A 12,921-nucleotide genomic window follows, 5' to 3' on the forward strand; every position below is an offset into this window, starting at 1 on the left:
TTATCACACCTCCTGCGTTAAAATAATATCTACAACTTCAGTTGTCCGGTTTTCGCTGACATCAGTATATATAAGCATTTCAGTACATGCTGCAGGAATAGGAACTTTTGACTCTACTATATAATTGTAAGTCACTCTATTTGAACTTACGTCGGAGTACTTCAGTTCTTCTCTTGCTTCTGCATGGGGTATTTCCGAGCTTAAACCTCCTGTTAGATTTCTTCCGTCAATAGCAAGCTGCAGACCATTTGGCAGGATTGTAATAGAACCCGTATCGAGACACAGCTTTACACTAAAATAGTGACCGCCTTCCGAAATAGCCACCAATGCCATTGGTACTGCTATTAAGTTATCTCCTATCTGCAGCTTCTGTTTTAAATTGATTGGAATGATACTGTTATCGAGGCTATATTTTATAGTTAAAGTGCAAACAGAAGAGGCATTCACACTCAAAATCAAGTAAGACATGATATTTGTATTTCTCACAGTACCAATGGGCATATAAATGACTTCCTTTTCAACAGCCCCGACCTCCAGTGTGCTGGGATTTGTATAATACAGCATAGAGCTTAAGGCCTGGGAGATGGTGCTAGCCAAAATCTCACTGTTTCTTGAAATTTCAGCAAAATACCGGTCAAGGGTGCTTAAAGGCTGCCCCAGTTCCACCTTGGTGTTTTTGGTGCTTAAAAGGTCTTTTTCAACACCGATCACTTTAACCTTTATATCAATACCGAGGATGCTGTGCGATACCGTTACAATATCCCCCACTTCCACCTGCTCCAAAGCCTTGTAGTTCTTGTATTCCTCGGTCTGCCCAAGCAGGATGAAATCAACCTTGTAATTGACATCGGGAAGGGCGTGGGCATCCAGATACTTTTGCGCTTCTATTCTCAGCAGCCCTTCGCTGTTTACCTCTTTAAACTCAACCATCTTGACGAGAGCAAAATCAGGGTAATCCGAACCTTCCCACAGCGGATTTAATAAATATTTCTCCGGCAGAGTAATTCCATCCATGCCAACCGGGTAAATCCAGGTCGCCACATTGTCGGAGTTGAGCTTTTCGCTGATGCCGATGATGTTTTTGCCATACCTGATGTGCACTCCCCGGTCCTTACCTTTGCTTTTCATAATGGCGATTCTGAAATTATCCCTGACCAGCTCCCCCTGCCATTCATTTACAAGCAGGTAAACAGCCTCAACCCCATTTTTCTTAACAAGATATTGCGTAGCAACTTCAGTAAGATCCGATTCGGCTGTATATACTTCTGAAAGTCCCATTTCCTCCAGTATTATATCAAGCGCTTCTTGACAGGTTTTGTTTTCCACCCGCCGATCTTCAATGATGCAGTTCAAAAGGTCGTAGAAAATATGCCGGGCATAAACAGTGACTAATCCGGCTTTACTGTCTTTATCAGTGTTATAAATCCTGAATAACTGACCGTCAGCTTTGATTATATTAAAGGGTTTAAGATATTGCGCTTTTTTTGAATGCAAAGGATATGACAAGATCAACTCATATTCATTATTAAGCTTTTCGATTATCTTACATTCCACTACCTCATGTAAAACCGCAAGCCCATTTTTATCAAAGCTCTTCTCTTTTTTATCATAAACATGAATCATCACAACCACCGCCAATTGGGAGTGATTTCTAATTTAGAAACCCCACCGTTAAAAGCAACAATATTATTGCCAATATCAAGAACAGGAAACTCGCCGGACATGTAATTATTAGCATTTAATAGGATTCCACCTTCAACAAAATAGGCTTCCTCAAACTCGCTATCAATAACAACATAAGGCTTATCAATGTTTGTTAGTCTGACTTCCCGGCCATTAATAACAAAACTGCCATCTCCTGAACAATAAACCTTTATTATAGGCCTACTCTTAACAGTCCCATGGTTAAAAACAGAGGTTCCTGTTCCTTCAGTAATATTAATAACCTCATTCATTACTGAGTATTTGAAAGGCCTGCAGTTAAACAGAATGACAAACCGGGAGGCAATTTTCAGGATGATTTCAAAATCGATGCTGTTTACAACCTGTGCTCTGTATTTCTTATCGCTCTGAAAACTGAAAATAAGGTCACTTTCGCCTGAACCAATGAGCCATGCCTTAATATCGTCAATTTTGCCTTGTATATTGCCAATTACAGCACACTCTACGGATAAGGTTATATCTTCATAGGTTTCCTCGTCATATCTCAGACTCGAATTTCTTCCCGGAATGCTAATGTATGAAACTCTTCGCTTTGGAGAAGGTACATTGGGCCGCTTTTCTATAAATATCCCATAATCTTTAAAACTGTCTTTGCTATTAAAGACAAAACTAAGCATTATGCACCACCCCTTGCCAAGGATAAACGCTGTCTATAAAACTCAAATTCATAAGCAAGCTGCTCAATATCCTTTTCCGTATTGTTATAGAAATTTTCAATATGGAGTATAAATCCATTACCATTTACAGCACTCTTTCCAGTGATGCCTGAAGCACCCGTCTTAAGACCTGCATCTATCTCAAATTCAGTAGGAATAGCCTTTTGCATATCCTGTACGACTGTGTTCATTGCTTTATCAAACCCTATTCCTATTCCTTCACCCATGTTTTTCCCGATACCAGCAAAAACTGTTGATGGTGAATGTATGCCCAGGAGATTTTTTGCCCCCTCAACGATTCCGGAAAAGAAACCTGATATTTTGTCCTTTATCCAGCTTCCAAGGCTTTGGATGCCTTCCCACAATCCTTTTACGATGTTCCTGCCAATATCTGCAACTGAGGGAATAGCCTTTCCCAACCCTTGGATAATTGCGGATATAATTTGAGGCAAGCTTGCCACAAGTTGGGGTATTGCTTTGATAAGGCCTGCTGCCAATTGGACAGTAAGCTGTATGCCCATCTCCACAATCTTCGGCAAGTTATTTGTGATAAAGTTTATGATGGCCATAATAAGCCGAGGTAATGCCTCTATAAGCTTTGGCAGAGCGTTCAAAAGTCCCTGCGCTAACCCTTCAATAATGGCAAATGCTGCTTCAAGTATCTGATCCATGTTGTTTATCAGCGTCTCACAGATAAGGATGACGGCTTCGACAATAGCCGGGATCAGCTCCGGAAGCGCCTCCCCGATACCAGTCGCCAGCGTAACAACCATTTGAACTGCAGCTTCCACCAAAGCAGGAAGATTGTCAATGATTCCTTGCACCAGCGCCATTACAAGCTGCAGGGCGCCGTCTGTTATCTGCGGCAGTGCGTCAATCAAAGCCTGCAAAAGTGTCATGACAATTTGTACCGCCGCGTCTATAATAACTGGAAGATTGTCCACAATAGCCTCGCCGACGGAGGTGACGATATCCAAGCCTACCTGAATGAGCTTTGGCAGGTTTTCCATCAGCATGCTCACAAGGCTTCCTACCGTATTACCGATGACCCCGCTTATCTTCGTCCAGTCGCCATTGGCTTCAGATAATCCACGAGTAAATTCCCCAAGAAGCGCAACTCCGTCGTCGGCCAACACCTGAAGCTGGGGGAGCAGTACGGTGCCCAGCATGTTCTTGGCCGCTGTGCTGCCAGCCTTGAGCCGCTGGATACTGTCATCGAATTTCCCGAGAGCTTTGAGCGAATCTTCGCTCATAACCGCGCCCATGCGTTTTGCTTCTTCGGTAAGTTCAGCTATGCCTGCCGAACCCTGCGCGATTAGTGGATTGAGCTCCTGCGCAGATTTTCCGAAGATCTGCATGGCCAGCGCGTCGCGCTCGGTTTCGTTGGACACCTTACCAAGTGCATCTATGGTTTCCCAGTATACGGCTTCGCTGTCGCGTAAGTTACCGCTGACATCAGTGACCGAAACGCCGAGCTTCCGGTAAGCGTCCGCGATCTCGCCAGTGCCTTTTCTTGCGGAAGACATGGACTTGACGTTCTTTGCCATGCTGCCGGTCAGAGTTTCCAATGAGACATCCACAAGTTCTGCGGCGTATTTATACGCCTGCAGGCTGTCGGTGGACATGCCGGTTACGGTTGAAGCGGTTAGAATTTCATCAGCATAGGCCGCGGAATTTACCGACATATCCACAAGAGCCTTTCCCGCGCCGACCGCCGCCGTACCAATGGCCGCCAGGGCTGCGCCCATGGCCAAGCCGATTCCTTTCAAAACGCCGCCCAGTTTTTCAAAGCGACCGCCCGCGTCATCCGCCTGATCCGCGGCTTTTTTAATCTCGTCGCCAAATTCATCCGCTTGTTTTTCCGCTTCATCAAACTCTTTTTCTGCATTATCCAGCGCTTTGTTGTTTGCCTCCAGCTCACGCTCCATTTTGTTCAGCTCGGCTTTGGCATTATTAAGCTGTATTTGCCATGACTGAGTACGTCTGTCGGTTTCTCCGAAAGATGAGGCGGCATTGGCAAGCGCTTTCTCCAAAGTAGCTATTTTTTCTTTCTGCAATTCGATCTCTTTGTTAAGCACCTTGTTTCTTGCAGTAACAGCTTCAACTGATTTATCCTGCTTGTCGAACTGAGATGCGACCAGGTTCATTTCGCTACCCAGTACATTAAAGCTTTGGTTAATCTCACGAATGGCGTTTTTAAATTCCTTTTCGCCTTCAATCCCGATCTTCAAGCCAAAATTGTCTGCCATATAACCGCCTCCTTTCCTGCAAAATTTTTAGATTCCATAAGGTATCACATCATCAATGGTCAGCATACGCTTTGGTTTGGCCAGCCCTAAAAACTGCTTATGGCACTCCCATAAATCAAGCAGGTACCCAATAGGCATGAGCCATACTTCTTCCTCTGAACGGTTGAGCTGGACAGTGCCGTAATATAAAAGCCGAGTGAACAATTCCTCATCGCTCACTCGGCCGGTGTGTTTTTTAAGTCATCCTCACTTTCAACGTTTCTTTTGGTACCCTTGAACATTGCTTCCATGATAGCGTCTTTATATGCTGCCAGTTCCAAAGGAGATGTGAGAAGTTCCACTGTCTCTTCAGTCAGGAGTTCACACTTATCCTGATTTTTGAGGTTGTGTATCAAAATGCTCTGGTTGGCCAGCAGTGTAATCAGCCATACCACTTCGTCAAGAGCCATCTCGAAGTTCTCGGTTTTCATCAGTTTCGTGCCGAGGTTTTCAAGACCGCCGTACCTTTTTGCAATCTCCTTTGTCGCTTTAGTGGTTAGAATAAGCTGATATTCTTCATCGCCGATTTTGATAATTGCGCTTCTGTCATTATCCTGCATTATTCGCTGCCTCCTCCCACAGCAAATACCGGCTCATAAACTTCCGTATACCAGCCGGTAATGGTTTCAGGCGATACACCGGGGTCGTCTTCGCTGACCTCCGCCTTCCAGGGATGTTTACCTTGGCCATCTGGTTTGTTACGTCTCATGACTGTCCCTTCAATGGTGGGTGTCGAAAAGGTGATGCTATCACCTTTCGTTTGCAGATTTGTCGCCGGGATACCGAATTTTACTCTATACAGCCAAAAGTACCGGTACTTGCCGTTAGCTTTCTTGGCTCTAAAGCCAATTGCCACAGGCGCGCCCCCATCCTCACTGGCAGAAATCAGCACCTTGTTGTCGTCAAGGGTGGCTCCTGTCAAAACCTCTGCAGCGGCAGCGCCGATATCCGCAACACCGAGAGATAAGGTGCCGCTTTGAAACTCCTTGACTACTTCTGCCGCTCCGTCATCGGCATAAAGCGTCGCCTCGGCCAGTTCCACCGAAAGCTCCGCCGTAATCGCCTTAGCCAGCGGAACAGGCGTGTCATAAGTCTCTTCTCCGTTTTCATTCTCGGTTATTTTAGCGTAATATAACCTGTCCAGTCCGATTGTAGCCATGCCTTTCATTCCTCCTTTATTTCATATTCTTTTGCCACATCAATGGCATAGTGGTGATAGCCGGTATCGTCCTCATGGCCAATATACCGCCTGTCGGTAATGGTAAAGCCCGCTTGAAGCAATGTGCTCACTATTTCGTTTTTACGGGCAGTGTAGTTTCCCTTTATAAATAAAGACAACCGTACCTCCTGGGTTTCAGCCTGAGGCCGGTTGTCTGCAAAAACCTCAAATGTATCTGTCATCGGAGTAATGACAAGGTACTCATCTGGCGGTACACCGCTAAAAACTCCGGTTTCAACGGGGATACCCAAAACATACAATAACGAATTTAACTCTGATAATATGCTCATATCCGCCCCAGCTCCTGTTCCAGCCTTGTTTTCATTGCTTCGATGCAAGACTTCCTTGTAGCTGATTTTGCAGGTTTCAAAAAGGGTCTTGGAGGCTGCCCGGACTTGCCGTATTCGATAATATTAGCAATCTTCGCATTGCTTTCCCCATCTTTCCTTGGTTCTGTAAAGCCGACTTTTATGTTGTGGTTTCCATCCCTGTCCTGTTTAGCAGGAGATAATCCCAAAGCATTTACCAATTCACCGGTTGCCCTGGACGGGTATTTAGTGCCGCTTCCGATGACCGACTGCAGGTTGGACTTTACTTTTGAAAGAACCACTTCTCCGCCTGCTTCCAATACCTTAGGTATTATTTCATCTGTCCTTTCTCCAAGTCTGGAAAGCCTGAACAAGAACTCTTCCGGCATTTTAACTTCCACCTTAGCCACTTTGCAGCCACCTCCTCTTATGCTTTGCTTGATTTCACCTTTTCCGCAAGCACCTCAATATACATTCCGCGCCCTTTTACGTCCTCAACACTGATAATATTGTACCTGCCATCGCTGCAAACGAGTACAAGATCTGTGGTAACTTCCAGGTTAGGTATCTTACGGAAGCGAAACAGGGCAGACGCCTGCGAAAACGCCGCCCTGTTTGCCCATTTTTCACTGCCATGCCTGTCTTCCTTGTATGCCCTTATTGAAGCGAGAATGACATCACCTTTTTCAGCAAACCCCTCACTATCCTTAACCGGCTTGGTTGAGATAATGTCCACGAAAGTTTTCATGTTACCAAAGCCCATATTTACACCTTCCAATCCCGGTCAAGCCGCAACAAAAGGTTAACTGTATTCCATACCTGCTGTCCTGCCTGCACACTATCCCCAAAAAAGCCAGCCGTCGAGCCATCCCTGCTTTCGTAGAAATGGCTCGACAGCATAATGACAGCCTGCTCAGTAGTAGGCGGCATTGGGTTTTCGGCATAATATCCTTCCGGCTTTTTCTGATAACTTTCTGCATAGGCCACTGCGGCTTTGATATACTCTTGTAAAAGTGCGTCATCTTCGTTGTGTTGCAATATGAGGTTTGCTTTAACCTTCTCCAAAAGTTCCATGCCGCAGCCCTCCGTTTTCATTAAGCTGATTTCTGCTGCAGTATCTTGACTGCTTCTGCCAGCACTAGCTTGCCATCTACACGCTGGGTTGCCATGAATCCTACTTGTCCGGTCGCAGCATACAACTCATTGAGCCGCTTAAAAACCCTGCCTTGGCGATCTGCCACCCAGTAGTAGGAAAAATCACCAAATACAATTGTCTTTGCTCCAGCGGCAATGGCAGGCATGAATGCAGACGTCTTAACTGGACGATTGAGGATAGTGTCCGGTGTTCCAGCAGTTACAGAAGGCTGCCAGAGATACTGACCGTTGTTGTCTTTAAGTTTCCTTATAGCTTTAATTGTCGAATCATTCATAATGAATACAGCATTCCTACGGTACGGAGACTTTAGGCTGTAGAACAAGTCCATGATCTCGTCAAGGGTAATGGCTGTCGCGCTTGCCGCGGTTACTCCTATTTCGCCACCGCCGTTATTCGCCAAGATACCGGTTGGCTTGCCAGATCCGTCGCCTATAAAGAATGCTTCCTCCTCTTTTGCTCCGATGCGGCGGGCGAACTCTTTGGCGATATACTGTTCAAGGTTAAATACACTGTCGTTTAACAGTTCCTCTGACACCTTGATCATAGTAGCCAGCTTATATGCGCCGATGGATACCTGTGCAAAGGAGTCGTCGCTTTCCGGAATCTGGCCTTCCTCATCTACCCAGGATGCAGTGCCCTTGCTTGCCACTACAGGAATTTTCTTGTCGCCGCTGGACGTAGTAATAACATTGGCAATCTGCCTAAATATATTCTCCTCCTCCAGCGCTTCCACAAGAGTACGCTCAAAGTCGTCGGGGACAAGATATCCACCTTCGGTGTCCTCTCCAATCTGCAGCGCGTTATGCACGTCATATTTGCGCCTGCCGCGCATCATGTTCCAGAATGACTGCCTGTACTCATCACTGGCACGTCCGGTTTTTTCATTGTTGCCAGATATGGAAGTGGGTTTGTCTGTAATGGGAATATTCAACGGTTTAGACAGTTCCAAATCTATGGCAGCCTGACGCTCGAGACGTTCTATTTCTTTGCCCAGCGCAATAACATCGGCTTCCATTTTTTCATAAGTCGCGGTGTCCTCCGGTGAAAGCAGTCCGTCGTTCCCGCGTTTGCTATCAAGGAAAGCCTTAGCAGCTTCCCATATTTTCGCGCGTTTTTCACGCAGTTCCAGTATTTTGCTCATAATCAAATCCTCCTTATGGTTTTAATAAAAAAAGCCGCTTTTCAAGCGACTCAATCGGTGTTCCTTTTGGTTTATCTTTGGGTTTAAGCTTTTGCAGGATAGAATTTGTTACTGCCTGCCTACTGAAGATCATTCCTCCTGATATTTCAAATTCGGATGGAAATGATTCATCTTCCATAAACAAGATGCCATCGGCAAAGCCAAGTTCCACCGCTTTTCTTGCATTAAACCAGCTTTCGGCATCCATAAGGTGCGATATTTTTGCCCTGGAAAGTCCGGTTTTCAGCTCATAAGCGTTGATGATGGATTCCTTTATTTCCTCCAGCATTGCGATGGCTTTTTCCATTTCCTCTGTATCGCCTATGGCTATTGTCATTGGATTGTGAATCATCATCATGCTGACAGGTGACATAAAGACATCGCCTCCGGCCATGGCTATGACCGAAGCGGCGCTGGCCGCAATACCGTCAATCTTTACCGTTACTTTTCCTTTGTAATCCATCAGCATGTTATAAATTTGATTGGCTGCAAATATATCGCCGCCCGGGCTGTTGATCCAGATCGTTATATCACCCTCTCCGGACAACAGCTCTGATTTGAACTGTTTGGGAGTTACTTCGTCTCCCAGCCAGCTTTCTTCGGCTATTGGTCCGTCAATATATAATGTCCGGCTGCCATCATCGTTTTGTATCCAGTTCCAAAAGCGGCGAACCGGCCTTGGTTTTTGTGATTTGCTCATCTTTTTGATCCCTCCGTTTCAGCATTGGTTTTGCCTGCAAATGCACCTGCATCGGCAAGCTTGGTCATGTTACCGTTGACAAGATACAGATCCCCACCCAACTCCGCTGGGATCCGATTCATGTCCTCAAGCTCGCGGATATCATTTGCGCTCATCCAGCCGTTCTGACGAGCTACAGCATAGCCGTTCATGCGGCTTGCATAATCACCGCGCAGAAGGCCGTCTACATTGAATTTGACAAAATATGTCCGCTTCTCTGACGGTAAAAGCAGTGCTTTTTGTAGAGCCTGTTCCCAGCGCACTACCCACGGGTCAAGCGTGTATTTGACAAATTCCAGAGACTGCTGCTCGATGTTTGAAAAACTTGACTTTTCAAGATCTCCTACCATATGGGGAGGCACGCGGAATATCCGGGCAATCTCGTTTATCTGGAACTTTCTTGTCTCCAAAAACTGTGCCTGTTCGGGTGGAATACCGATTGGCTGAAACTTCATACCCTCTTCCAGAACTGCAATGCGGTGAGCATTAGCACTTCCTTGATAGACAGCGTTCCAGCTTTCACGCACCTTTGCCGGATCTTTTAATACTCCGGGGTGTTCCAACACACCGCCGGGATTTGCACCGTTGGCAAAAAAGGATGCACCGTACTCTTCACAGGCAATAGCCATGCCTATGGCGTTCTTGGCCATAGCAATAGGGGAGTATCCGATCAGCCCGTCAAAACCGAGTCCTGGGATGTGAAGCACCTCGTCACTTCGCAGGTATATAAGGCCTGCCTTCGGATTTACCCTGCTTTCATCGCTATCGCGTCGATAAGTGTAAAACAGCTCTCCGTTTGGAGCCCTGTCTACCGTCATTTTGTTTGGCAAAAGGGGATAAAGCGCCAGCACTCGTCCGGAACCGTCCCTGATAATCTGAGCGTAAGCATTTCCCCATAAAAGAAGATGACTCATCAGTGTTTCCCGGAACACGAATGAAGTCATCTCAGGGTTTGGCTCGTCATGGAGCAAGTAATACAGCGGGTGGGTCAGCGCTTTTTCTTTGCCACCGTCTTCTTTGTACCGGTATACATGAAGCGGAAGCCCGGCGATGGCCTCTGCAAGTATTCTTACACAGGCATACACTGCCGTTGTCTGCATGGCCGTCCGCTCATTGACAGCCTTTCCGCTGGATGTGCCACCGAAGAAAAAGCTGTATGTGTTGCCGAACAGGCTGTTTTTCGGCTTGTCCCTTGCTTTGAATAGGCGGGAAAATACACTCATATGATCAGCAGCCCCCTTTCATCATAAATTGATCCGTTGCGGACATCTCCTCCATGTCTTAACGCGCGGTCAAGCGCCATAATTAACGCTACCGCACCATCTATTCTCTCGGTGGACTTTTCTTTATCTGGCTTTATGTTTCCAGCGGGATCTGTTTTAACATAGATATTGTCCATCATCCAGCGTAGTACTGGATTACCACCATGGGCGATGCGTTCTTCCAATGTCAGCTTCATCAACTCTTTTGTAGGCGGCGACATATCCTTAAAACCCTGACCGAACGGAACAACCGTAAAGCCCAAGGCCTCGAGGTTTTGCGTCATCTGAATTGCCCCCCAGCGGTCAAAGGCTATTTCTTTAATGTTATATTTCATCCCGAACTCCTCAATAAAAGTCTCGATAAAACCGTAATGCACCACGTTACCCTCAGTGGTATATAAAAAGCCTTGTCGCTCCCAGACATCATAAGGTACATGATCTCTCCGCACACGCTGATCGATATTCTCCTCCGGCATCCAGAAAAAAGGCAGAATCTGATATTTGTCCGATTCATCAAGCGGCGGAAACACCAGTACAAATGCAGTAATATCGGTAGTAGATGACAGGTCAAGTCCACCGTAACAGGTTCTACCGCGCAATTTTTCCGCATCAACAGGAAATGCACACTTATCCCATTTATCCATTGGCATCCAGCGCACCGATTGTTTCACCCACTGATTTAAGCGGAGCTGACGGAATAAATTTTCCTCTGCGGGGTTTTGCTTGGCACTTTCACAAGCCACCCTTAGTTTTTCGATATCCACTGTAATGCCTAGTGACGGATTAACCTTTCTCCACACCTTTTCACTTGTCCAGTCGTCAGTATCAGCTGCGCTGTAGATAACAGGGTAGAAAGTCGGATCTATCTTGCGCCCCTGCAGAATATCCTCTGCCTTTTGATGCACTTCCCAGCAGATGGAATTGCGGTCGGTGCCAGCAGTTGTAATCAGGAAAAACAGCGGCTGCTTTCTTGCATCGCCAGATCCGTGAAGCATTACATCATAAAGATCCCGGTTTGGCTGGGCATGAAGTTCGTCAAATACCACACCATGGACGTTTAGCCCATGTTTCGTATATGCCTCCGCTGAAAGCACCTGATAAAAACTGCCTAACGGTTTATATACCAGCCGCTTCTGCGACAGCATCGGTTTAATCCGGGACTTTAATGCCGAACACTGTTCCACCATATCTACCGCAACGTCGAAAACAATGGATGCCTGCTGACGGTCAGATGCACACCCGTAAACCTCGCCACCATGCTCGAAATCACCGCATGTCAGGTATAAAGCGATTGCCGCTGCAAGCTCGCTCTTACCCTGCTTTTTTGGGATTTCTATATAGGCAGTGTTAAACTGTCGGTATCCGTTGGGTTTCAAGATGCCGAATATATCCCGGACAATCTGCTCCTGCCAGTCAATGAGTTCAAAAGGCATCCCATACCATTCGCCCTTGGTATGCTTCAGGCAGTTTATAAAAGTAACAGCGGCATCCGCCGCTTCCTTGTCGTATCGGGAACCTTCCGCCATAAACTTTGTTGGTTTATACCGTTTTAACTTCCGCAGCTTTGCCGCCTCCTTTCCTAAAGTTGAGCAAGAAAAAAGGAACCTCATGGACGAAGTTCCTCTCATTAGTGGATTTCTATGAAATCTGTTACGTTATTATCGTTATCGTTTGCCTGTCAGGATAAACTCGGCATATTCTTTCTTGTGTTCATTAAGAAATACCACCAATTCATAAAAACCCTTTTTGTATGCCTCCTCCTGCACTCTTGGCAAATCAAACATATTGCAGACACCGCTGTCCCGTATGACAATTATCTGCCGGTAAATCTTATCAGTTATCAGATTTTCGTTACCCATGTCCTACACCTCAGACATCTCTGCCGCTGAAACTGAATCGCTTACCGCTTTATTGAGAACTGAAATATCAAAGCCCGCGTCAATATATCCCTGGCGAATCACCTCGTAATAGTAACGACCCGGTGCTCCCAGTGGTCTGCCCTCATTCATGATATATACCATTGCGGATACCCACCGCCCTTTGAAACGCACCTTAACCATTTCTTTCCGGTATAGATGCGGGTAGCCTTCATATCGGTCCAGCGCTTCCTCGTCATAAAGCGTGATTTTCCAAAGCAGTACCGGTACACTTTCACCTTTTTGCTTTTCTATCGTCGCTACTGCGCCGCCGTTCCCGCCTCTGAATAACAGCCGGTATCCTGTGAGTTTTGCACTTCCCAGCACCTTCGCCGTTGGACAGCGGTATGCCATCTGCTTCAAATTCAGGTTGCTTCCGTATGCTAAATATATTGTTCCTTTTTCTTTGCTCATAGTATCATCCTCCTTGTGTTTACCGAAGACTAGGGGCGGCTCTACGCCCCCAGCGCCCGGT

At 46.3% G+C, this 12,921-nt stretch carries 16 protein-coding genes; all 16 read right to left on the reverse strand.

Features of this window, described 5'->3' with window-relative positions; all coding sequences use genetic code 11:
- Positions 1–3 precede the first annotated feature (3 nt).
- Genes ACPLOV_RS02510 through ACPLOV_RS02585 form a run of 16 tightly spaced genes read right to left on the reverse strand, consistent with a single transcriptional unit; the run spans position 4 to position 12,860 of the window.
- On the reverse strand, positions 4–1,623 hold the full coding sequence (locus tag ACPLOV_RS02510; RefSeq protein WP_424910538.1) for a phage tail spike protein: 1,620 nt from the start codon (positions 1,621–1,623) through the stop codon (positions 4–6).
- Positions 1,623–2,339 (reverse strand): distal tail protein Dit, encoded by a 717-nt coding sequence (locus tag ACPLOV_RS02515; RefSeq protein WP_424910539.1) that lies wholly within the window; start codon positions 2,337–2,339, stop codon positions 1,623–1,625. Before ACPLOV_RS02515 ends, ACPLOV_RS02510 begins: the two co-directional genes overlap by 1 nt.
- Positions 2,339–4,627 carry a phage tail protein gene (locus ACPLOV_RS02520; RefSeq protein ID WP_424910540.1) on the reverse strand — a complete coding sequence of 763 codons (2,289 nt, stop codon included), beginning with the start codon at positions 4,625–4,627 and terminating at the stop codon, positions 2,339–2,341. The genes ACPLOV_RS02515 and ACPLOV_RS02520 overlap by 1 nt, the downstream gene beginning before the upstream one ends.
- A 27-nt stretch (positions 4,628–4,654) precedes the next feature.
- The gene (locus ACPLOV_RS02525; protein WP_213997470.1) at positions 4,655–4,846 is read right to left on the reverse strand and encodes a hypothetical protein; all 192 of its coding nucleotides are present in this window, start codon (positions 4,844–4,846) and stop codon (positions 4,655–4,657) included.
- Entirely contained in the window at positions 4,843–5,226 is a 384-nt protein-coding gene (locus tag ACPLOV_RS02530; protein WP_424910541.1) for a hypothetical protein, read from the reverse strand. Before ACPLOV_RS02530 ends, ACPLOV_RS02525 begins: the two co-directional genes overlap by 4 nt.
- Entirely contained in the window at positions 5,226–5,825 is a 600-nt protein-coding gene (locus ACPLOV_RS02535; RefSeq protein WP_424910542.1) for a major tail protein, read from the reverse strand. The genes ACPLOV_RS02530 and ACPLOV_RS02535 overlap by 1 nt, the downstream gene beginning before the upstream one ends.
- Positions 5,826–5,830: 5 nt before the next feature.
- Positions 5,831–6,175, reverse strand: coding sequence for a hypothetical protein (locus ACPLOV_RS02540; RefSeq protein ID WP_424910543.1), 345 nt, complete (start codon positions 6,173–6,175; stop codon positions 5,831–5,833).
- Entirely contained in the window at positions 6,172–6,603 is a 432-nt protein-coding gene (locus ACPLOV_RS02545; protein WP_424910544.1) for an HK97 gp10 family phage protein, read from the reverse strand. The genes ACPLOV_RS02540 and ACPLOV_RS02545 overlap by 4 nt, the downstream gene beginning before the upstream one ends.
- 17 nt (positions 6,604–6,620) lie before the next feature.
- The gene (locus tag ACPLOV_RS02550) at positions 6,621–6,956 is read right to left on the reverse strand and encodes a head-tail adaptor protein (protein ID WP_424910545.1); all 336 of its coding nucleotides are present in this window, start codon (positions 6,954–6,956) and stop codon (positions 6,621–6,623) included.
- 2 nt (positions 6,957–6,958) lie between these two features.
- The gene (locus ACPLOV_RS02555; RefSeq protein ID WP_028306855.1) at positions 6,959–7,267 is read right to left on the reverse strand and encodes a head-tail connector protein; all 309 of its coding nucleotides are present in this window, start codon (positions 7,265–7,267) and stop codon (positions 6,959–6,961) included.
- 20 nt (positions 7,268–7,287) lie between these two features.
- The gene (locus tag ACPLOV_RS02560; RefSeq protein ID WP_424910546.1) at positions 7,288–8,490 is read right to left on the reverse strand and encodes a phage major capsid protein; all 1,203 of its coding nucleotides are present in this window, start codon (positions 8,488–8,490) and stop codon (positions 7,288–7,290) included.
- A 13-nt stretch (positions 8,491–8,503) separates the two neighbouring features.
- Positions 8,504–9,229 (reverse strand): head maturation protease, ClpP-related, encoded by a 726-nt coding sequence (locus ACPLOV_RS02565; RefSeq protein WP_424910547.1) that lies wholly within the window; start codon positions 9,227–9,229, stop codon positions 8,504–8,506.
- Positions 9,226–10,491, reverse strand: coding sequence for a phage portal protein (locus ACPLOV_RS02570; RefSeq protein ID WP_424910548.1), 1,266 nt, complete (start codon positions 10,489–10,491; stop codon positions 9,226–9,228). Before ACPLOV_RS02570 ends, ACPLOV_RS02565 begins: the two co-directional genes overlap by 4 nt.
- The gene (locus ACPLOV_RS02575; protein ID WP_424910549.1) at positions 10,488–12,140 is read right to left on the reverse strand and encodes a terminase large subunit; all 1,653 of its coding nucleotides are present in this window, start codon (positions 12,138–12,140) and stop codon (positions 10,488–10,490) included. The genes ACPLOV_RS02570 and ACPLOV_RS02575 overlap by 4 nt, the downstream gene beginning before the upstream one ends.
- Positions 12,141–12,194: 54 nt before the next feature.
- Positions 12,195–12,389 (reverse strand): DUF5049 domain-containing protein, encoded by a 195-nt coding sequence (locus ACPLOV_RS02580; protein WP_333552863.1) that lies wholly within the window; start codon positions 12,387–12,389, stop codon positions 12,195–12,197.
- A 3-nt stretch (positions 12,390–12,392) separates the two neighbouring features.
- On the reverse strand, positions 12,393–12,860 hold the full coding sequence (locus ACPLOV_RS02585; protein WP_424910550.1) for a gamma-glutamylcyclotransferase family protein: 468 nt from the start codon (positions 12,858–12,860) through the stop codon (positions 12,393–12,395).
- Positions 12,861–12,921 lie beyond the last annotated feature (61 nt).

It is taken from the genome of Thermovenabulum sp. (genome assembly GCF_049723235.1).
GTDB lineage: Bacteria > Bacillota > Thermosediminibacteria > Thermosediminibacterales > Thermosediminibacteraceae > Thermovenabulum.